The 22193-nt window shown below is 35.7% G+C and carries 24 protein-coding genes; 7 read left to right on the forward strand and 17 right to left on the reverse strand.

Translation table 11 applies throughout. The annotated features are described in order from the left end of the window. Positions 1 to 280: 280 nt before the first annotated feature. From AC0NJG_RS20000 to AC0NJG_RS20035, 8 genes are all read right to left on the reverse strand, one after another. A complete protein-coding gene (locus tag AC0NJG_RS20000) occupies positions 281 to 940 on the reverse strand; it encodes an S-layer homology domain-containing protein (protein WP_087951633.1) in 660 nt (219 codons plus the stop codon). Between the two features lie 411 nt (positions 941 to 1351). After that, positions 1352 to 2023, reverse strand: a complete 672-nt coding sequence (locus AC0NJG_RS20005) for an S-layer homology domain-containing protein (RefSeq protein ID WP_087951632.1) — start codon at positions 2021 to 2023, stop codon at positions 1352 to 1354. Positions 2024 to 2107: 84 nt separating this feature from the next. Continuing rightward, entirely contained in the window at positions 2108 to 3010 is a 903-nt protein-coding gene (locus AC0NJG_RS20010) for a DMT family transporter (protein WP_087951631.1), read from the reverse strand. A 95-nt stretch (positions 3011 to 3105) separates the two neighbouring features. After that, positions 3106 to 4371: a M48 family metallopeptidase gene (locus AC0NJG_RS20015; protein WP_140168598.1), complete on the reverse strand. Its 1266-nt coding sequence runs from the start codon at positions 4369 to 4371 to the stop codon at positions 3106 to 3108. Between the two features lie 133 nt (positions 4372 to 4504). Next, positions 4505 to 4693: a hypothetical protein gene (locus tag AC0NJG_RS20020; protein WP_074615152.1), complete on the reverse strand. Its 189-nt coding sequence runs from the start codon at positions 4691 to 4693 to the stop codon at positions 4505 to 4507. Between the two features lie 11 nt (positions 4694 to 4704). Further along, positions 4705 to 5004, reverse strand: coding sequence for a hypothetical protein (locus tag AC0NJG_RS20025; RefSeq protein ID WP_001006054.1), 300 nt, complete (start codon positions 5002 to 5004; stop codon positions 4705 to 4707). Between the two features lie 25 nt (positions 5005 to 5029). Then, positions 5030 to 5359 (reverse strand): hypothetical protein, encoded by a 330-nt coding sequence (locus tag AC0NJG_RS20030; RefSeq protein ID WP_087951629.1) that lies wholly within the window; start codon positions 5357 to 5359, stop codon positions 5030 to 5032. Between the two features lie 34 nt (positions 5360 to 5393). After that, entirely contained in the window at positions 5394 to 6242 is an 849-nt protein-coding gene (locus AC0NJG_RS20035; RefSeq protein ID WP_173601718.1) for a CPBP family intramembrane glutamic endopeptidase, read from the reverse strand. A gap of 141 nt (positions 6243 to 6383) precedes the next feature. Here AC0NJG_RS20035 and AC0NJG_RS20040 point away from each other — a divergent pair, with 141 nt between their 5' ends. Both AC0NJG_RS20040 and AC0NJG_RS20045 read left to right on the forward strand, forming a co-directional pair. Further along, positions 6384 to 7088: a response regulator transcription factor gene (locus tag AC0NJG_RS20040; protein WP_000272685.1), complete on the forward strand. Its 705-nt coding sequence runs from the start codon at positions 6384 to 6386 to the stop codon at positions 7086 to 7088. Positions 7089 to 7097: 9 nt separating this feature from the next. Continuing rightward, positions 7098 to 8840, forward strand: coding sequence for a sensor histidine kinase (locus tag AC0NJG_RS20045; RefSeq protein WP_087951627.1), 1743 nt, complete (start codon positions 7098 to 7100; stop codon positions 8838 to 8840). Between the two features lie 247 nt (positions 8841 to 9087). Here AC0NJG_RS20045 and AC0NJG_RS20050 read toward each other — a convergent pair whose 3' ends face one another. Together AC0NJG_RS20050 and AC0NJG_RS20055 are read right to left on the reverse strand one after the other, a co-directional pair. Then, on the reverse strand, positions 9088 to 9453 hold the full coding sequence (locus tag AC0NJG_RS20050; protein WP_474063325.1) for a VOC family protein: 366 nt from the start codon (positions 9451 to 9453) through the stop codon (positions 9088 to 9090). Between the two features lie 61 nt (positions 9454 to 9514). Next, positions 9515 to 10417 carry an AraC family transcriptional regulator gene (locus AC0NJG_RS20055; RefSeq protein WP_087951625.1) on the reverse strand — a complete coding sequence of 301 codons (903 nt, stop codon included), beginning with the start codon at positions 10415 to 10417 and terminating at the stop codon, positions 9515 to 9517. A 118-nt stretch (positions 10418 to 10535) separates the two neighbouring features. On the opposite strand from AC0NJG_RS20055, the gene AC0NJG_RS20060 reads away from it, so the two are divergent. Further along, the gene (locus AC0NJG_RS20060) at positions 10536 to 11039 is read left to right on the forward strand and encodes an RNA polymerase sigma factor (RefSeq protein ID WP_140168599.1); all 504 of its coding nucleotides are present in this window, start codon (positions 10536 to 10538) and stop codon (positions 11037 to 11039) included. Positions 11040 to 11044: 5 nt separating this feature from the next. Further along, positions 11045 to 12163 (forward strand): anti-sigma factor, encoded by a 1119-nt coding sequence (locus AC0NJG_RS20065; RefSeq protein ID WP_474063326.1) that lies wholly within the window; start codon positions 11045 to 11047, stop codon positions 12161 to 12163. Between the two features lie 40 nt (positions 12164 to 12203). On the opposite strand, the gene AC0NJG_RS20070 is transcribed toward AC0NJG_RS20065, so the two are convergent. Next, complete coding sequence (locus AC0NJG_RS20070; protein ID WP_143880922.1) at positions 12204 to 13583, reverse strand: MFS transporter; 1380 nt, start codon at positions 13581 to 13583, stop codon at positions 12204 to 12206. Between the two features lie 135 nt (positions 13584 to 13718). Between AC0NJG_RS20070 and AC0NJG_RS20075 the strand changes: the two genes are divergently transcribed. After that, positions 13719 to 14051 carry a winged helix-turn-helix transcriptional regulator gene (locus AC0NJG_RS20075; protein WP_087951621.1) on the forward strand — a complete coding sequence of 111 codons (333 nt, stop codon included), beginning with the start codon at positions 13719 to 13721 and terminating at the stop codon, positions 14049 to 14051. Positions 14052 to 14090: 39 nt separating this feature from the next. On the opposite strand, the gene AC0NJG_RS20080 is transcribed toward AC0NJG_RS20075, so the two are convergent. From AC0NJG_RS20080 to AC0NJG_RS20090, 3 genes are all read right to left on the reverse strand, one after another. Next, entirely contained in the window at positions 14091 to 15068 is a 978-nt protein-coding gene (locus tag AC0NJG_RS20080) for an HD domain-containing protein (RefSeq protein WP_474063327.1), read from the reverse strand. Between the two features lie 226 nt (positions 15069 to 15294). After that, positions 15295 to 16401, reverse strand: a complete 1107-nt coding sequence (locus AC0NJG_RS20085; protein ID WP_474063328.1) for a metallophosphoesterase — start codon at positions 16399 to 16401, stop codon at positions 15295 to 15297. A gap of 146 nt (positions 16402 to 16547) precedes the next feature. Beyond that, complete coding sequence (locus AC0NJG_RS20090) at positions 16548 to 17465, reverse strand: alpha/beta hydrolase (RefSeq protein ID WP_143880920.1); 918 nt, start codon at positions 17463 to 17465, stop codon at positions 16548 to 16550. 169 nt (positions 17466 to 17634) lie between these two features. Here AC0NJG_RS20090 and AC0NJG_RS20095 point away from each other — a divergent pair, with 169 nt between their 5' ends. Both AC0NJG_RS20095 and cytK2 read left to right on the forward strand, forming a co-directional pair. Continuing rightward, complete coding sequence (locus tag AC0NJG_RS20095) at positions 17635 to 18180, forward strand: TetR/AcrR family transcriptional regulator (RefSeq protein ID WP_087995376.1); 546 nt, start codon at positions 17635 to 17637, stop codon at positions 18178 to 18180. A 157-nt stretch (positions 18181 to 18337) separates the two neighbouring features. Further along, a complete protein-coding gene (gene cytK2, locus AC0NJG_RS20100) occupies positions 18338 to 19348 on the forward strand; it encodes a beta-channel forming cytolysin CytK2 (RefSeq protein ID WP_000830616.1) in 1011 nt (336 codons plus the stop codon). Between the two features lie 45 nt (positions 19349 to 19393). On the opposite strand, the gene AC0NJG_RS20105 is transcribed toward cytK2, so the two are convergent. From AC0NJG_RS20105 to cysT, 3 genes are read right to left on the reverse strand one after another with little or no spacing between them, the layout of a single operon-like run. After that, the gene (locus tag AC0NJG_RS20105; RefSeq protein ID WP_474063329.1) at positions 19394 to 20467 is read right to left on the reverse strand and encodes a sulfate/molybdate ABC transporter ATP-binding protein; all 1074 of its coding nucleotides are present in this window, start codon (positions 20465 to 20467) and stop codon (positions 19394 to 19396) included. Between the two features lie 11 nt (positions 20468 to 20478). Then, positions 20479 to 21336 carry a sulfate ABC transporter permease subunit CysW gene (gene cysW / locus AC0NJG_RS20110; protein WP_087951617.1) on the reverse strand — a complete coding sequence of 286 codons (858 nt, stop codon included), beginning with the start codon at positions 21334 to 21336 and terminating at the stop codon, positions 20479 to 20481. An 11-nt stretch (positions 21337 to 21347) separates the two neighbouring features. Continuing rightward, a complete protein-coding gene (cysT, locus tag AC0NJG_RS20115) occupies positions 21348 to 22175 on the reverse strand; it encodes a sulfate ABC transporter permease subunit CysT (protein ID WP_087951616.1) in 828 nt (275 codons plus the stop codon). Positions 22176 to 22193 lie beyond the last annotated feature (18 nt).

Consider the following 22193-nt stretch of genomic DNA (forward strand, 5'->3'; position numbering starts at 1 on the left):
AATATAATTTCCATGTGATTTTTGTCTAATTTATGAACTATATTTCACATACTTTTATTTACACGTTATTAACAATAAAGTTACTAAACCGTATATTTAAACAATAAAAAGTTACTTTATTCAATCTCTTCTTATCCACTAAATTCGAAAAACTAAATTATGAATAGAAAATCGATATAATTACAAATAATTTTAAATAAGAAAAAAGCGTGGAATTCCCGCGCTTTTTTCTCGATATATATTATATTGATATAACTTAAACATCCTTATATTTTAACTTTCATTCATAATCTTCATCTTTTACTGGAAAATAAAAAACAGCTCTATTTAAAAACGTTGCATATTGCTCACGTGTTACAACTTTATTCGGTTCAAATTTCCCATTTCCTGTTCCTACTATGACATGATTAGACTGTAGTGCACTAATCGCATTTTTTGCCCAATGATTATTTGGTACATCTTTAAATGTATGGTTCTTCTTCACCTCAAATGTAAATGCATTCGTAAGAATTTGTGCCATTTCTGCGCGTGTTACTGGTGCAGTTGGTCTAAAGTTTCCTTTTTCATCACCTTTAAAAATACCATGCTCTGTTAATACTAAAATTTCATCTAAAAACATTGTTGCTCTCTCAGAAATATCTTTGTATGGATTTTTTAAAGGTCCTTCCTTTTTCAAATTCAATGTACGATACAGCACTGCTGCTACTTGTTCTCTTGTTACATTATCACCTACACCAAACTTACCATTTCCATACCCTAACATTACTTTATTGTATACTACATCCATTATATCGTCATATGCCCAGTAGTTTACTGGAACATCATCAAACACAATCATTTCTGGATATTCTTCTGCTTTTACGTTTGGAACATTCGTACTTACAAACAAACCACCCATAATAGTTACCGTTGCCATTATACGTAACATGTTCTTCTTCATTGCCCTCTCCCCTTTACCTCCATTTGAAAAAACGGAAAATAATAGACTGAAATCCTTTCCAATATTACATATGTTGCCTTTGCACCATTTATGTAATATATTACATTTAAAAAATCTATTATTGTGAAAATCACTACTAAAGGAGAGCCAATTCGCTCTCAATTTCAATTTTTATACCGAATTGTGCGCAAACTAATTTTCTTTCCTGTCTTCATGTAAAGGTGTTTCTATAATATAAATATTCTACTTTTTTTAAAAGAAATCCTTCACGTTTTAAAAGTTCATTTTCTAGACAAAAAATGCAATTATATCGACTTAACTACAACATACGACAATATTAACCTCTCTATTAATAAAAGCTCATAATAAGCGGAAGATACCTCTTCTACACATTATGAGCTTTCTCTTTATCTATTCCATTTTCCCTGGAGAATTATCAATTGCTCGTTGTAAAAACTTCGCAAATTGTCCGCGTGTAACGAGCATTTCAGGCTCGAACTTGCCATTTCCCGTTCCTACCGCTACTTTATTAGACTGCAATGCGCTAATTGCATCTCTTGCCCAATGGTTTTCTCGTATATCTGTAAATGTATGTGGACTCTTTGTTTTCAACTCATATGCTTTCGTTAAAATTTGTGCTAATTCTGCACGAGTCAATGTATCTTTCGGACGGAAATTTCCATTTTCGTCCCCTTTAAAAATACCAATCTTTGTTAAGTGTAAAATCTCGTAAGGGAACATTGTTGATTTTACATTAATATCTCCATATGGGTTTTCATTAAACACACTACGCTTTAAATGAAGTGCGCGATGTAGCACCGCCGCTGCCTGTTCACGTGTTATATTATCTTCTGTCCCAAACTTACCATTTCCATAACCATACATAATGCGATGATATACTAAATTCGTAATTTCATCATATGCCCAATGGCCTGTTGATACATCATCAAATTCTATCATAATATTAGGGCTAGATTTTTGGATAATACCTGTATTTGCAGACACACCATTTGCACCTACAAATATTCCTCCCATTAGTGTTAACGATGTCGCTATCTTTACTAGCTTTTTCATCTCTCTCATCTACCTTTTCCTTTATTTTCCTGTAAATTATATTATACAATAAATCTGAAAATTATAAATTCATTTCAACCTAATTATTTACAATTAAGAATAGAATTTTTCTTCTACTACTATTTTTTCATCCTTCGTTTTTCGAAAAGTAAATGCCATTCCTACAAATATAAGAACAATTCCTACTATTTGCATACTAGTCGGTCTAAACCCGGTAAAGACTGTATCTAATAGTATTGCAACCGCTGGATCTAAGAACACTAATACAGAAATTAATCTCGTCGATAAATCTCTTAAACTGTCAAAAAATAAGTAATATACAAATCCCGTATGTATAAGACCTGTCGCTGTAATCATCATCCAATTCATCTCTGTTAACCCTTGAAACTTGCCAAAATCTACGAATGGCAGCAATAAAAATATACCTAAAAACGTTTGTAAAAATGTCATCGCATATGCACTCGTATGCCGAATTCCTTTTCCTAGTAAAGTAGTAAAAGCATAGAATAGTGCCGCAAGTAGTGCCCATACCATGCCAGATGACATAAGTTTTTCAAGTGATAGACTTCCATCTACTCCAGCCACTAACACTGTACCGATAAAACAAATGACAATGGACAAAACAGCAAACATTGTAAGTCTCTCTTTAAATACGATACTACCAATCATCAATACGATAATGGGTGCTAGATGATAAACTGAAATCGCAATTGTAATCGACATAACTTCAAACGCTTTAAATAGAAATACCCAATTAAAAACGAGAAATACACCGCATGCTAATATTTGCATAACTTCTTTTTTATTCCATTGCTCACTTTTATATTGTCCTGTTACGAGCCAACATAATGCTAAAAATATAGTCGCACAAATACAACGAACGAATACTAATTCAAAAGACGGTAAACCTGTTTGAACAGAGAAAAATCCAATTGATCCGAAAATAGACATCGAAAGGATCATTTTTATAGCCGGCATTGATTTTGAATGAAACAAAATATTAACCTCCTAAACATTTCACTGAATATTCCATATATTATACACTATAATTTTCCAAAACTCGAATAACGCATAAAAAAAGAAGCAGTACACTACCGCTTCTTTTCCTTTTCATATTGCTCAAACGTATGAATTCTTTCAAAAATTGGTGGATGTGTGTATAAGAAAAACTTCACTAACGCAGGAGGATTTACTTGGCTTAAACTCGTTTTTGATAAATATTGAAACGTTTTTACACCAGATTTCCCGTCCTTTGTCATGTCTAAAGCGTATTGATCTGCTGCTCGTTCTTCTATACGAGAAACATAGTTTGTTGCTGGTTGTGATACAAAAGAGAGGACAGAAGAAATTAAGAAAAATAAAGGTAAAATTGAAAAACATGCTGCTTTTGAAATTTGCAGCGTATCCCCCCATTTTCGAATACACATATTGATAATACGACTAATGAGGTACATCCCTATAAACGATAGCAACACATAACTCGCAACGCCCCAATATATATGTTTCATAACATAATGCCCCATTTCATGGGCCATTATAAATAAAATTTCTTTATCTTTTAATTGCTTAAGCGTCGTATCCCACATTACAATACGCGAGTTAAGTCCTATTCCTGTTACGTAGGCATTTAATGCATTCGTTTTTTCCGACATATTTACTTCATATACGTGTTTTGCTGGAATATCAGCTTTGTCTGCCATCGCTAAAATTTTCGTTTCTAATTCTTTATTTTTCAGCGTCGAGAAATCGTTATACAGTGGATCAATCACGACAGGCTGTATAAATGTTAAAAAGATTGTAAATGGAACAGAGAGCGCCCAGCCTGCTAACCACCATCTCTTCGGGAATTTACGGATAAGCCATAACAGAACGGCAACTACAATTAACATCGTCGCATAACTTTCCCAAAAACCGATAACGTGATCTTTTATCCAGCTTTGTGTACTTTGCGTTGAAATACCGTAATCAACGGACACTTTTCGGCTAATCCATTGCATCGGCAAGGCAAGAACTGTTGTAAGTAATGATAAATAAAAGAAATAAATCGCAACTTGCAGGACACTTATTTTCGTCGTTTCCTTCGACCATTTCTCAAACTTTTTTGAAATACCAAGCACAAGTACAAATAATAAAATAATCCATTCAAGAGGCGTCGCTAAAAAGTATAGTAAATTTTTCACGCGCGAATAATCTTGGCTTAGCGTAAGCTCTCTTGCATTCATAAACGTTTCTGGATCTGCACTCGTTCCTTTGTACATGTCAGGAATCAGTTCATGATTCCATCCAAATAAATACCAATATATAAATAACGCAAACCCAACGTACAAAAAAAGCGACCACCCGATAACCTTCCTCACGCTATTCCCTCCTCTATGCTGCCTGTCTATTATTATTGTAAGTTCGTACACGCTAAATTAGAACAAGCTTATTACGCGAATTGCTCGAGAGCCTTTTATTTACATAAAAAACTCTTCTACAAATAGAAGAGTTTTACCTACCTTTAGACGCTTTCTTCGGTTCATACTCTGGGATAAGAAACGTACTTACCACCCAACATATTAAACCAACGCCTTTTATATAGCGTATATATTCATAGTCTTGAAAAAATAAAGTCGTTACAATAAGCGTAAAAAATCCAATTAAAACTAGTACATATCCTATTTGCTTCTTAGATAACATAACGTGCCTCCTTAAGGAAGTACATCCATTAATAAGCTAAAATCTTGTAAAGAAAAAGAACTATATTTCATAATACCTTGTACGGCTAAAAGTAAAATAAGACCGGTCACACACATATAATTAACGCTTTCTTCACTCTTTTTTTCAGCAACTACGCCGCCACTAATACATAAAATCCCTAGCAAATGAAGTGCTAAATACATAAAGAAATAAGCTTCCTCCCAGCGAAGAATAACGTTGACTGTCGTTATTAGCACTATACTAAGCACAATCAAATAAAAAAACTTATTTGATGATATTGTTTCATTCATATAATTTTATACATCCCTTTCAAATTTAGAATGAATGATGTTTCAAGACTATAAAGTAAATGATTGCTTTCATACTATAAAACAAAAGGAAAGCCACTATTACTTTCTCGAATACTTTATGAACCCACATATACTTCTCTTCATTCTTTCTGAAGATGCGCTTCATCATTTCTTCTACAATTAGACCAAATATTAGTAAAACCCCTAACACAATAAGAAGAGAAATAATATTTCCTTTTAAATGAGTACTAGAAAATAAGTAATACTCCGGAAACACAATCGTATCTACTACAGGTTGCAGCCAATGACAAACGCTTTTATCACACATATCTGTAATAGACGTAGAATCTATCATGTCTTTTCATATTTTTTCAAACGTTTTCTTCACCTTACTTATTCCCCACGACGTCTGAAAAGCTTTTTTCCTGCTCTACATATATAGCGGGCATTTCTTTACTCCAATATTTGCGGTTAACAAATAAAAAGATGAGTACTAAGTTTAATCCTGTTATAAAAATAATAAGTCCTGGAAAGAACGTCGTATAATTTGAGAAATCTGCAAAACTCATTATCTCTTCTTTATTTATTAAAAAAGAAGCACCGATTACAAATGCATTGTTTAACATGTGAATAGCGATTGGCATGAGTAAACTATTCGTACGAATATATACGATTGATAGTACAACGCTAAATACAATTGCACCTAGGAAATCAACGTGTAACAATGCAAACAATATTGCTACAACAATGATCGCTATACTCGTTCCCCATTTTGCTGCGAAGCGTTGCAGTAAAAATCCGCGAAAAACAAATTCCCCAATAATTGGTGCGATGAATACGACCATAATAACTTGATAAACATATCCTCCAGTGCTATCCATAATCGGTTCACGTAATGCGTTCATAATAAATGTCGGTGTAATCCACGCAAAGCTATACATGTACAAAATAAGATATCCATAACTAAACACGCATAACATGATCGTAATGTATAAAACTTGCACCAGGTTAAATGTTTCATTTCTATTAATAAATAATGAAAATGCAACACGGTGTTTTTTATACTCAAAAAAAATCCACGTAATCGGCAGAATATAGAATATAAGAATATTTATAAAAGTAGAATTTTGCATATGAAATGTATTTTCTATCAATTCATTACTGGCTCTTGCAACTACAGTTAATAGTGCAAATACAATTAAAAAATATCTGGCTCGCATCGTTTGAAACGGATTCACACTCATCTCCTCCCCTATGTTATTTTTATCATATCATTTGATTCTTAATTTTTTGAGAAAGAAAACCTTAAAATTTCCTTAAAAATTCCATAAGTTACCGAAAGATGATATGATATTCGAGGAAATTAGGAGGGATTTTTTATGTATGAAGCAAATATTTTGCTCGTTGATGATGAAACAGCAATTTTACAATTACTAACTACCATTCTTGAAAAAGAAGGTTTTTCTCATATTACAACTGCAACATCAGCTGAAATAGCTTTATCTCTCACTCAGCAAAACGATTACGACTTAATTATTTTAGATGTCATGCTTCCTGGACAATCTGGTTTTGATATTTGTCCCATCATTCGACAGAAAACAGATTGCCCTATCTTCTTCCTCACAGCTAAAGCATCTGATTTAGATAAAATATCTGGATTTGCACACGGTGCAGATGATTATATTACGAAGCCATTTAATCCACTTGAAGTAGTAGCTCGTATGAAAGCACAACTCCGAAGACATATGAAGCAAGTAATGACACATGAACAAAAAGCACACTCTAGTTCATTTGGTAGATTTGCAATTGATCGCGATTCCGCAGAACTGACAGTGAATGGACATGTTGTCGAATGTTCCGCCCAGCTATTTCAGCTACTACTCTTCTTTTGCGAGAATCCGAACTATGTATTTTCGAAGGAAGAAATATACGAAAAAGTTTGGGGAGCACCAGCCTATAATGGCGATGACAATACCGTTATGGTTCACATTCGAAAACTACGTGAAAAAATTGAACAAGACCCAAGTAAACCAGAATATATAAAAACCGTTCGCGGACTTGGCTATAAGTTCATTACAAAGTAGGGTGACGATATGAATTTTAATAAACGACTCATTATCCAGTTTATTCTGCAACACGTATTTGTTTTAGTTACATTACTAATTGCTGTAGTAGCTGCTTTCACTTATTTAATTTTTCTTGTTACGAGTACTTCATATGAACCGAATATTCCAGATGCTGATAATTTTATGATTGCAAGATATATCTCTTCAGAAGATGGCGATATTTCGTTAAAAACTGAAGTAAAAGACTTAATGAAAGAGAAAAATGATTGGATTCAAGTTGTAGAGGAAAACGGAAAAGTTCTCTATCACTTTAATACACCTAGTGACGTACCGACATCTTATACGAAGGCATCTTTATTCTCATATATACAGAATCACATAGAAAGCCCTTATACATTTACGTATTGGGAAATTGAATTAGAAGAAAAGAATGTGCTTGTTATTTACGGCAGTATGTTAAAAAGCAATGAATTACTAAAAACAATCCAGAAAACGCACCCTTCTGTATCTACGGATTCGTTCACATTAACAGAAGAAGAACAGCATTTACTTTCTAAAGAAAAAGCAACACTTCAAATCTTTAATAGCGTTGGCGAAGAAGTATTCTCCTATCCAAATGGAAAGAAAAAAACATTTTCTGTTATACAAGCCGCTCTTAGTGAAAAAGAACCGTGGAATCATAAAGAAAACACGTCTAGCTTTTATGACACAAATAGCAATCATCTCCTTGTTGTAACTGCCAAAAATGAGCACTACTACCCAGATGATGAAATAGAAGATGTATTTACTAAAAAGTTTCTAATCGGATGCGGATTAATCCTTCTTATCGTATTTGTTTATTTAGTTATTCTTTCTATTTGGTACGGTAATAAATTTGGAAAACCGTTATTACATGCGATGCGCTGGCTTAAAAACATAGCTGGTGGAAAGTACGAAGAACCTGTTAGTAAAAAAGGGAAACCTATCAGATTCAGGCGATCTGGTAAAGAAAAATGGTCATTCCGCTTGTTTCGAGATGTTACAAGTTCACTAGAGCACCTTTCTATTACACTCAAAAAAAATGATGCGATGAGGCAAGTACTGCAGCAAACACGTGAGGAATGGATTACCGGTCTCACACATGATTTAAAAACACCACTAAGCTCTATATATGGCTATGCTTTATTACTAGAATCACAGCAATACAACTGGACTGATCGTGACATTCAACAATTCGGTAGTGTTATGAAAGAGAAATCTCAATATATGACGACATTAATTGATGATTTAAGCTTAACGTATCAATTAAAAAATAACAGTCTTCCTGCGCAACACGTAAATATTGAAATGAATCAATTCGTTCAAAAAGTATTATTACAATTCATTAATAATCCGACACTTCAAAATCAAAATATTGAATTTGTACCAAGCTCAAATAAAATTCAATATTTTATTGAAGAAAAATGGTTCCAGCGTATTATCGAAAACTTACTCGCAAACGCCATAAAACATAATAATGAAACGACAAACGTCATCGTAAAACTTTCGCAAAATGGAAATTCATTTACACTCTCTATTTCAGATAACGGAAAAGGAATGGATGATAAAACGAAAGAACTTCTCTTTGAGCGATATTATAGGGGAACAAATACAGAAGAAAGCAACATCGGAACGGGACTTGGCCTCGCTATTACAAAGCAGCTCGTTCATGCTCATAACGGAACGATTTCCATTGATAGCGAACTTGGAAAAGGAACGACGATTATACTTGTTTTTCCGTTTCGTTCATAGAAAAGGCGCTATGTGGCGTCTTTTCTTTTTTCTATTCTGGGAGAGTTCAGCGGTAAATGAAATGATATAGACCATCTTTATGAGTTATTTTAGCGGTATATGAAATTACATATGCAATTTTACGAATATATCGGCGATTTTCTGAATATATCGACTTACCGACAAAAATCGACAACGATAACCTACTACTATACAAAGTAAAAATAACCTTCCATAACTCACTATGAAAGGTCACTCCATATCTCAGCTATTTCCCTACTAACACAAACACATTCTCATCAGGTGCTTCCATTACCGCAATGTGTCCTGATTCTGTTGGAAATGGTTCACGAATCCATTTCACATCTTTATTATCTTTTAAACTTTCATACGTTTGTTGCACATCTTCTACTAATACTTCGACTTCTATAAAATGAATATCCGGATGATTGCTTATTACTAACTCCGAACTTTTCTCATCTGGAAACTTCAATCCTATTAACGTCCAAATAACCCCTTCTTCTAGTTCTCTCTCTATAATCCAGTTTTGCTCCATTCCCATTTCTTTATAAAAAGAAACGGATTTTCCTATATCCTTCGTATGTATAGATACACATTCTAATTTTTTGAACATCTTCCCATTTCTCCCTTGTATAAAATAGCGAATCATCTCCCAATGATTCGCCCTTATCCTATTATTTTTTCTTCACCGGTATCCAAAGCTCTACTTGAGCGAACTCACTCTTATCTTCGTGGCAACGCTCATCGTATAATTCAAACTCTGTAACGCCGCAATGTTCATAGCCTGAATGCGGGAACCATTCTGAGAATACTGCATTCCACGTTTGGTGAATAGACGATACCATTTCTTCATGAGGAACTTTCGGCGTTGTAAATACTGCATATGTTGCTGCTGGGAAAGTACGCTTCGCAACTTCATTTGGTACATTTTCAAAGCCTGTAACTTCCATTCCGATAATATAAGTGAAGTCGCCCGTTTCTAAATTAAAATCAGTACATAATCCAAGCTCTACCCATTGGCTCGTATCTTTACGATTCGGAATTGTCGTTCCAAGATCTTTTTGTAAATATTCTTGCCAAAATGCTGGAATGTCTTGATGGTTTTTCCCTTCTTTACTCGTCGTCTTCAGTTCATAACCCGCCACTAAAAATTCTGGTTTATTTACAATACGATATTCCATTTGTATGCCCCCTAAATACGGATTTAATTTTCTTTGCTTTACATTCACGCTGTAATACATCGGTGTTTCTATTTCTTGCTTTCGATATTCACTCGGTGTCATTTGAAATAATTTTTTAAAGGCTCTCGTGAACGTTTCATGAGATTGAAAGCCATGCTCAAATGCGATATCAATAATTTTTTCATCCGTATGAGAAAGTTGATAAGCTGCCCGGGCTAACCTCCTCTTTCGAACGTACTCCATTACTGTATCACCTACTAACGCCTGGAATACACGATGAAAATGCGATTCAGAAAAACCTGCAATACGTGCTAAATTACGCAGCGTCTGTTTTTCCATTACATCTTCCTCAATATAATCAATTGACCTTTGAATTTGTGTTTCATAGCTTTCCATCTCTGTTCACCCGCCTTATATGTATTATGATAAAAGAGAATCTTATCCAATTCTTGACGTTTTTTACTATAATTTTAAAAACAAATGTAACTTTTTTATATGTATTTCGTTGTTATGTATGAAGGGAGGGAAATTAGTGAAACGCAAACAATCATTAGAAGAAATTTACTCAGAGCATATGCATGATTTATTTCGCTATCTTCTCTCCCTAACCGGAGATTCCCATTTTGCTGAAGATCTTATGCAAGAAACATTTTACCGAATGCTCGTCCATATTAACTATTATAAAGGAGAAGAAATTAGGCCTTGGTTATTTACAATTGCCTACAACGCCTTTATCGATTGGTACCGAAAAGAGAAAAAATATAAAACAACGACAATTGAAGAATTCCATTTACCAAACGTGCCAAGCACAGAGCACTCTTATTTCGTAAAACATGAGATTGCTAGTTGGTTAGAAGGTTTATCTTCTCTTCCGCTCGAAAGACGAAATGTCCTACTACTACGAGATTACTACGGATTCTCGTATAAGGAAATAGCAGAAATGACCGGTCTCTCACTAGCGAAAGTGAAAATTGAATTACACGGGGGACGGAAAGAAATGAAAGGCATTAAGGAGTGATACAGATGGGTTGTGCAGTATTTAAAAAACTATGGAAGAAGTACGAAAACGGAACGCTCACGCATGATGAACAGGAACTGTTAGAAAATCATATTGAAACATGTGAAGAATGTGAAGCTTACTTAGATGAGTTGCTTTTGAAGAATGAACCAATAAAGAAAAAACTACCACCACTAAATCTTACAGTCCCGTTTTGGAAAATAAAATGGAAACAACGTTGGCAAACCGTTAGTTTTGTCCTTGCGGTTTGTATAGCAATCTATTTTTTCGGTCATTTTTCGTCTTCTCTTTACTTCTATAATATGAAAAAGTTAGCCGAAGTAAATGAGATTCCAGCACTCGCACTAGAAGCAACCATTCCAAATAGTCGTTCCGCTGGAGGCAGTACAAAAATCAAACCCTTTTTCCGTACAGAAAATGAAATGAATTTAGTTAAAACTGTCGGCAAAAAAGAAGTTCAATTCGGTACAGTAACAACGAAAAGCTTCTTATCGTCTGTAACTGTTACAAATAAATCTTGGGCAAACAAATTGAATTACTCTAATCTTTATTTTGTTCATCCAAAAATAAAACAAGGTGATCACTTAAAAGAATCGTCTAAAAAAGTTTGGGATACACTTGCAAAAGTACATGACGGAACCGTTGCTGAAGTAGCGATATCTTTTGACAAACCTTACAAGTTGCAGGAAGTAGAATCCCTTTTATATAGCGTATTTGGAGCACAAGAAATGCCGCCCACTCCTCTATGGTACGCTTTAGACACAGGACAAGAGAGAATAGATGAGGAAGATTTCATCTTGCATAGCGGAGAGGTTATCGGATTTCCAGAACATATAAACCTCCCTGATAGTGAAGCTGAACGACCGAAGACAAAAGAAGATGAAGTAATCGAAATGATGCGCATCCTTTCTGAGCATAAAAAAACTGTAAGCAAAACTACTTGGACTCCTGAAAAAGAGCTGAACTTAGATAAGCGTTATGAGTATGTAAAAGATAACGGCGTAAAAGTATATGGAATTGTCATTACAGGCCCGTCGAAAGAGTTATTAAAATTACAAAACTCGCCTCACGTTCGTTATGCGACTCTTGGAGATATTGAGGTTTGGAATTGGCTTGATCAGTAATGTGGGAAAAGTAGAGCATCTAGGGGGGCTGCTCTACTTTTTATTCCCTCTCCACAAACTTCCAAACTAAAAATACTGCACATAAATAGGCGATTCCAATAACTAAAAAACTATTGCTTGCCCCTTTGTACCAATTCGATGATTCATTTAAAATGATTCCCATAATTGCTATACCGACTAATGCACCAATTTGACGATTTACATTTAAAGTTGCTCCAGCCATATTCCCATTTTCACGACCAGCAGATTTCATTACAATTGTAGTCATGGCAGGTACTGCTATACCGATTCCAAGATTAACAACACTATAAATGATTGCAATTCCTATATAACTCACATTATTTACTAGAAGCATTAATAATAAAGACCCTATACTAGCTATAAATAACGCTATGAATAATAACGATTTTGAGCTAAACTTAGTCACCATTTTTGCGAATAATACATTCCCAATAACAAATACGCTCATCATCGGCAATAGTTGTAATCCTGCTACAAATGGGCTTGCTACATATGCTTTTTGTAAAAAGAGTCCAAACATAAATATGCCGCCAAATAACGCAAAGTTTATTAGAAATCCAACTATATTCGCCGAAATAAATGTCTCGTTTTGGAACAACACTCTTGGTACAACTGAGTTTTTTGATTTTCGTTCTGCATAAACAAAGAGAATAGTAGTTAATACCGTCCCCACTACTCCTCCTAAAATTTGAGGCGAAGACCATCCGTAACTTGGCCCTTCAATTAGAGTAAACGCCAACAATGTTATTGCAATTATACCGATTAAATGATTCGCTACATTTATCTTCTCCTTTTTCGGTAAAACATTTGGAATAATTACAAAAGCCATTAAAATACCAATCATCCCGATTGGAAGATTTATAATAAAAATGCTTCGCCAACCAAATGTATTTACTAAAAGGCCACCAATAAAAGGGCCCGTACCAGAAGCAATAGAGACAATTGCGGACCATATCCCAAACATTTTAGCTCTCTTCTTTTCATCTGGAAATGATACTACTAATAAACTAAGTGAACTTGGCATAAATAAAGCCGCTCCAACACCTTGAATTATCCGCCCTATAACAAGAGTGTTCCCCGTTGTAGCAACCGTACATAAAAGAGATGCGAACACAAAAATAATTAAACCAATCATATATATTTTTTTTGCTCCAAATCGATTGGCCAACGCCCCTCCAGCTAATAATAATGCCGCAAAAGATAAAATATATCCGTCGACAATCCATGTCGAACTATACAATGTCAGTCCTAATGTTTCTTGAATATTCACTACCGCAACATTTACTACTGTTACGTCTAATGTTGCCATAATAAACCCCATCGCTAAAGCGATTAAAATGATAATACCTGATTTCTCTTTAGTTTGAACATCTAAATTTCTACTAGCCACCCCACTCACTTACTTACTCCCCTTTCAAAAATTAGTAATTTACCTATATATTCCTTTAGGACTATAATAAATAAAGTACTTCATTTATAAAAGTACTGATTTTTTATATAGTACCTATACTTTTATATAGTAAGGAGTGTTTATATGGAAAATACAAATAAAGAAACTTTATTAAAATGCCCTATTGAAAAAACAATGTCTGTAATAGGCGGAAAGTGGACCTTCTTAATTTTAAGAGATTTGTTTTATAGTCCTAAACGTTTTGCTGAGCTTGAAAGATGCCTAAACGGTATTAGCCCACGCACCCTATCTCTTCGCTTAAAAGAACTTGAACAAGAAAATATTATAAAGAGAACAATCTATTCAACTATGCCACCTCACGTGGAATATTCACTAACAAAAAAAGGTGAAACACTCCGTCCTATTTTTGACGCGATGAAGGATTGGGGAAACGAGTGGAAAATATTAGATGAATAGAAAGAAGGTATCATCTTATGTGATGATACCTTCTTTCTGTTAATCCGAAATCACTTTCACATACATCCCTCTCACCGCTTTTTCATAAGCAATTTCGCTCATCTGCCTTATTTTTTCTGATACGACAGACGCTGGAACAACTTCCCCTTCATGAAGTAATGGAGGATCAATGAGACGGACTTTATTTTTCTGATACAAATCGTAATCGTTTCTATCTTCTTTTACTATTACATTCGGGTGGACTTTGCTTAATAAAGCATGTACTTCTGGATCACTACATTGCTGCAATTTCGAAATTAGCTCATCATCTTCAAGAAGAAAATCATCTGCATGAATAACCTTTTTGTGTAGAGCTAACTTTAGCGTTTTTGCTAACATATCATTTCCGTAACTATTCATTGGTTGCATAAAGAAATCGATGACTTCTTTGTAATACGTTTCTGTAAACCACTCTGCCATTTCGATGTTTTGAAGGACCATTTTTCCGTTTACTTCAATTACATCTTCTAAAAAACTGTGAGCTTCTTCTAAAGAAATATACCCATATGTATACATATCTCGTAACGTATAATCCACTCGATCTGCGCATAATTCGGGCGCTGACCTTTCCAATAACGTCCACTTCGAATCATCTAACAAAATTTCTTCATAGTTATAGCCATACTTCGCAAGAATCGCTGGAATTTCTGAGTTTTTCACAACAGAACTAAATATCTCTTCATGATAACTTTCACTTCTATTATCAAAAACGTAATCAATCACATGAGAAAAAGCAGTATGCGATACGTCGTGCAGTAAACCTGCAATTTGCTCTTCTACTGAACCACCTAGCTTTTTAACTAACAACATAACACCAACTGAATGATCAAAGCGCGTTACATTCCATTCCTTGTTCACTAAATAACTTGCGCCAGTTTGATGAATACCTTTTAGTCTTTGCACAGACTTACTTAAGATTAATTCTTCTACTACTGGATCCACTTTAAATTCTCCGTATAGTATATCTGATATGATCACTTATAATCCCCCCTCTATCTTAGCCGCCTCTTATAATCGTACCTCTTTTATAAAATCAACAACAATAAATTTTTAAATCCTAATATATTGATATTAAATTAGAAATGTTGTATATTATACATGTCTGTTATTTGTTTTAATTCATTTGTTTTTATTGAGTGCTCCTTATACGGAGCCTTTTTTTATTTGTAAGAATAGAGAGCCATTAGCTCTCTATTACATACACTTATTCAAACGTAACCTCCACCTGTACAACCTCAGATCTACTTCCAAGTCTAAGCGGCGGTCCCCAAAATCCGAAACCAGAAGAAACAATTGCGTGGAATGCACCTTTTTGTGCGTATCCCCAGTCTAGTTCATACATTCTTCTCGTTACAATATGATTTGGCGCCATTTGTCCGCGGTGCGTGTGACCGGATAATAGTAAATCTACGCCAGCATCCGCTGCCTGTTTCAACTCAAATGGTTGATGATCCATTGCGATAACTGGCATGGATATATCTACCGCACTCATAAGATTTTCAAAACTTTGGCGATCTCGCTCTGTTTTATCTCTTCTTCCAACAAGATAGAAGTCATCTTCAATTGTGATCACTTCATCTAACAAAATACGAATATCGATCTTATCCATCTCTTGTAAAAATTCTGGAACTGCTCGCCCGTAATATTCGTGGTTTCCTAACACACCATATACACCTAGTGGAGCTTTCATTTGTTTCATAATTGATCCCATATTTTTTTGAATGAACACACCTGGATGATCATCGATAATATCACCTGGCAGTAAAATAATATCAGGCTCCATTTCATTTACATGACGGACAAGTCTTTTTAAATGCGAAACACCAGACAATTTACCGAAATGCATATCAGAAGCCATCGCAATGCGTAAACTTTTACGTCCCTCTACTTTTTTCGATATGTGCACCTCGTATTTTCTTACTACCGGGCTGTATGCGTTGAATACTCCGTACGCAAAGATAAAGATAAATGTAGCTAATACAGCCGCCCCTGTCCAAATAATTGCCGCTTCTTTCTCCACTGAAAACTGTAGAAGGAAAACTATAATATCAGCAAGTGGCAACAACATAAGCGCATATTGTATGACCGCAAACCAAATCGAACCTATAGTTCGTAGAAATGGCAGAAACTTAAACACTTGCACGAGAATGTACGCATATGAAATGAAGCCAACAACGAAAGCGTAATATCCCCAAGACTCCCAGCCAAATACCGCATGAAGCCAAACCCATCCGTTCCAGCCAATGTAAAACATAAGTAGTGTGTATACAAGTAACATAGTAAATATATTGAAATAGCGAAGATTCTTCACAGCGTGCCTCCTTATGTATTTCTTCTATTATATCTTGTTATGCACGCTAAACGTAAATATTAAGCACTGCAATCTTCACAATAAAAACCCCTAATTGCTAGACGCAAATCTAACAATTAGAGGTGCAATTCAAAACAACATTCCTTTTACAGATTTTCGTTATAGAAACTTGTTAATTTTTCAACCGCAATTTTTACTGGTTCTGTTTGATCATATAAATCGTAGTGACTCGCACCTTCCACAACAAGTAAGTCTTTTTTCTCTGATGCTGCTTTCTCATAAAGCTCATGACCATCTTTATAAGAACCGAATGCGCCTTGCTTGCTGCCGACAATAATTTGCAGCGGCTGCGTTAATAACGTATCTGCTAAATGGAACGCATCAAAACCAATTACCGATCCCATACTTGTAAAGTTTAATTTGTTTGGAGAGTTCACACTTTGACCTCGCGGCGTTGTGTAATACTCAACTGCTTCTACAATATCTATATCCGTCATACCTGCTGCCGCTAACTCTTCCTGATTTTTAGGAATCCAATTTGTAATCATTTCTTCTGCTCCGCGCGCTTCAGCAGTACGTTGTTTACCAATTGCCTCTAACACACCAATCGGGTTAGACTCACGATTTAAACGACCGATATTTGCACCAACAACTGTACCAACCGCTTTAATACGGCGTTCTGTCATCGCAGCATTTACCGCATAACCACCGCCTGCACAAACCCCTAACACACCGATACGTTCTTCATCTATATAAGGTAGGGTAGTTACATAATCTACTGCTGAGCGAATATCCTCAACTCGCGCAGCTGGCTCTTCCATATATCTCGGTGCACCTTCACTTTCACCTTGATACGATGCATCAAACGCAAGCGTTACATACCCTTGTTCTGCTAACTTTTCCGCATACAACCCTGCTGTTTGATCTTTACAGCTACTACCTGGATGCACACAAACAATCGCTGCATTTTGTTTCTTTTCCTCAGCACCTTCGGGAATGTTCAAAATACCTGCAACTTGTAAACCTCTTGCATAAAATCGTACATTTTTCTTCGTAACTGCCATATATAAAACCACCTTTATCTCATTTTTAATTTTACACTTGTGAGAGTTATTACTCACGTGTATATTTATAATAAAGCGAGCAACCACTTGTTTCAATGACCACATTTACGCATTTGGGTCATAATACACACATACAGAAATATGTGTATCAACAACGGAGGAACACCATATGGAGAAAATCGATCGAAGAATTATAAAATCACAAAACGCCATTCAATCGGCATTTATAGAAATGTTAATTACAGATGGTTTCGACGAAATTACAGTAAAAAACATTACCGAAAAAGCAAACATCGGGCGAAAAACTTTTTACTTACACTATCTAGATAAGTACAATTTATTAGATAAAATTGTGGACGATCATTTAGACCAATTAAAAGAAATATGCTATGAGAAACAAAACAAAGGATTTATAGAAGGAACGATCATATGGTTTGAATACTTCAAAGAACACAAACCATTTTTCGCGGCGTTATTTAAAAGTAACAGCACATTATCATTTCAAAAAAAATTATTAATTTTCATCATGGGCGAAATAGAGAAAAAGTTAAACACAAACACATCAATAAATAAAAACATCGATAAACACATCATTTTAAAATTTTTAGGAACGGCTGTCATGGGCATTTTGGAATCTTACGTGTTAGACGAAATTGATAGTGATGTTGAGTATGTTGCGACGCAAGTTGGGGAGTTGATGAGGAGGAATATATAAACAATACAGCGGCGATTCCCTTGAGAAGGATTCATAAAATTTCACTATCCAAAACTCACCTATGCAATTATGCATAACTATCCATTCCGTTTTATTTTCATGTTACGATATAAACGAAATACGACATATATCGACAAAAATAAAAGGGAGTGATTGTATGAAACGTTCTAAAACATATTTAAAATGTTTAGCATTATCCGCTGTTTTTGCTAGTAGCGCTTTGGCACTTTCAACACCTGCTGCTTACGCTCAAACGACGTCACAAGTTGTAACAGATATCGGGCAAAATGCAAAAACACATACGAGCTATAATACATTTAATAATGATCAAACTGATAATATGACAATGTCTTTAAAGGTAACTTTTATCGATGATCCAAGCGCTGATAAACAGATTGCCGTTATTAATACAACTGGTAGTTTTCTAAAAGCAAATCCTACTATAAGTAGTGCGCCTATTGATAACTACCCAATCCCTGGCGCTAGTGCAACATTACGCTATCCTTCACAATATGATATTGCCTTTAATCTTCAAGATAATAGCGCCCGTTTCTTTAACGTAGCACCTACAAATGCTGTAGAAGAAACGACTGTAACCTCTAGTGTATCTTATCAACTTGGCGGTTCTGTTAAAGCTTCTGCAACGCCAAATGGGCCTAGCGCTGAAGCTGGCGCAACTGGTCAAGTAACTTGGTCCGACTCTGTAAGCTATAAACAAACAAGCTATAAAACAAATTTAATTGACCAAACAAATAAAAACGTAAAATGGAACGTATTCTTTAACGGATATAACAATCAAAACTGGGGTATTTATACACGGGATTCCTACCATTCTTTATACGGAAATCAACTGTTCATGTACTCTCGCACATACCTATATGAATCTGATGCAAAAGGTAATTTAATACCGATGGATCAACTTCCAGCGCTAACAAATAGCGGTTTCTCTCCGGGTATGATTGCTGTTGTTATCTCTGAAAAAAATACAGACCAATCTAACCTACAAGTCGCTTATACGAAACACGCCGACGACTACCAACTTCGTCCAGGCTACACATTTGGAACTGCAAACTGGGTTGGAAACAACGTAAAAGATGTTGATCAAAAAACATTTAATAAATCGTTCACACTAGATTGGAAGAATAAAAAATTAGTAGAGAAAAAATAGATAAAGAAAACCGAACCGCCATTTAGATGGTGGTTCGGTTTTTATTTAAATAACAAAATCCTCCGGAATAAACACCTTCACTTCTTTCGGCTGTACGTATACAACATCACCCGCTTGAATACTGAGCTGCTTGAACTGTTCTTTACTTATTTCTGCTTCTAAGTACTCATCTGTTCCATCTCGTTTTAATTCTACATATACGACAGGTCCAACTGCGTGAGAGTATGATACTTTCGCAGGGATTGCATCTACACTTTGTTTCGTACGGGAGATGGATAAGTGATGGGGCCTTACGTAAGCTACTCCGTCTACGTTTGAAACGTGTTTATGCTCTGGTGCTTCTAGTTCTACGGATCCTACATTTAGCTTACCTTTATGGACGCGGCCGTGAAATAAATTTACATTTCCTAAAAAGTCGTACACGAACGGGCTTGCTGGATTTTCATATACTTCTTCCGGTGTTCCCATTTGTTCAATGCGCCCTTCATTCATTACAACGATGCGGTCTGCAACGTCTAACGCTTCTTCTTGGTCATGCGTTACGAATACGCTCGTAATTTGAAATTCGTCGTGTAATTTTCGGAGCCATCTTCGTAATTCTTTTCTCACCTTTGCATCAAGTGCACCGAACGGTTCATCAAGTAATAAAATTTTCGGTTCGACTGCAAGTGCCCGCGCGAGTGCGATACGCTGTCGTTGTCCGCCAGATAATTGAGCTGGATAACGTTTAGCAAAGCCATCCATCTTTACAAGCTTTAATAATTCTATTACCTTTTCTTCTATCGCTTCTGCTGAAGGTCTTAAGCTTTTCTTTCTTACTTTTAAACCGAAAGCGACATTTTCAAATACATTCATATGTTTAAAAAGCGCATAGTGTTGGAAGACGAAACCGACTTGCCGATTTTTTACGTGAATGTCTGTTAGATCTTCCCCTTCAAATGAAATAGAGCCTTCATCCGCTTCTTCTAATCCTGCAATAATTCGTAATAACGTCGTTTTTCCAGAACCTGACGGGCCTAATAAGGCGACAAGTTCACCCTTTGGGATATCCAAATTAATGTCTGTCAACGCTTGAAATGTACCATATTGTTTTGATACACCTTGAATTTGAATACTCACCGTAATCCCCCTTATTGTCGTTTTTCCATTCGCCATTCGATCCAGTTTTTTATAACGAGCGTAAACACCGCGATTAATGACATTAACGTCGCTACTGCAAACGCTGCTGAAAATTGATATTCATTGTACAAAATTTCAATATGAAGCGGCATCGTATTCGTAATGCCGCGCACGTGACCTGATACAACAGAAACGGCTCCAAACTCACCGATAGCACGGGCATTACATAGAATCATGCCGTATAAAAGACCCCATTTTATATTGGGAAGCGTAACGCGCCAAAACATTTTCCAGCCACTTGCGCCAAGTGATAAAGCTGCCTCCTCTTCACTTTTCCCTTGCGCCTGCATAATCGGAATTAATTCACGTGCAACGAACGGGAAAGTTACAAAGATTGTTGCGATAATAATGCCAGGTACAGAGAAGATAAGTTTCACTCCATGTTCGAGTAACCATTCACCAAGAGCCCCCCTCGGTGTGAAGAGTAAAACGAACACTAATCCTGCGATAACTGGTGACACGGCAAACGGCAGTTCAATAAGAGATAATAATACCTGTTTCCCCTTAAACTGAAACTTTGTAATAAGCCACGCGGCCGCTATCCCAAATATTGTATTAAGTGGCACAACGATTAACGCAACGAGAAGCGTTAACCTAATTGCTGAAAATGCTTCTTGATCTGTGATAGCAGCAAGATATACATCAAATCCTTTTTCAAAAGCTTTCAAAAAAATTGTTACGAGCGGGAGCAATAGAAAGAGAGATAAAAATAAAACTGTAATCGTAATTAATATACTCGGTACAAGCTTTGAATCTTTTTTAGATGACACGCTTTTTACTATTTTCTTTTCTAATAATGTTGGTTCCATTTTCTCTCCTCCTATTCACTTTTTAATTCATGCCTTCTACTCCAGCTTTGAATCATGTTAATAAAAAGAAGGAACAGGAGAGAAATAATAAGCATCACGGTCGCCACAGCTGTTGCACCTGCGTAATCATATTGTTCTAGTTTCGTCATAATCATAAGCGGTGCGATTTCTGTTTTCATCGGCATATTCCCGGCGATAAAAACGACAGATCCGTATTCTCCTAATGCCCTTGCGAATGCGAGTGAAAAGCCAGCAAGTAAGGCTGGGAATATTTCTGGCAAAATGATTTTTATAAATATTTGGAGGCGTGACGCCCCTAAACTAGAAGCCGCCTCTTCTACTTCTTTATCAATATTTTGAAGTACCGGTTGCACCATTCGAACGACAAACGGTAACCCAATAAACGTAAGTGCAACAATAATTCCGAGCGGCGTAAAAGCTACTTTTATATGAAACAAACTAAATATTTTCCCCACCCAGCCATTTTCGGCATATAGCGTTGTCAGTGTAATACCAGCTACAGCAGTCGGAAGAGCGAATGGTAAATCTATTAATCCATCTAACAATCGTTTCCCTGGAAATGTATAACGAACGAGTACCCAAGCAATTAGCAAACCAAAAATGGCATTTACAACTGCTGCTGCAAGTGAAGTCGTTAAACTCACTTGATAAGAATGCAGTACACGCTCGCTCGTTACAACCTCAGCAAATTTCTTCCAACCTAACTGTGAAGTTTGAATAAATACGATAGAAAGTGGTATAAGTACGAATAAACTCATATATAGCATTGTAAATCCAAGAGATAATCCAAACCCCGGTAAAACACGTTTTTTCCTCATCTTCTTTCACCTCATCCC

This window comes from Bacillus sp. SSR7 (assembly GCF_055902415.1).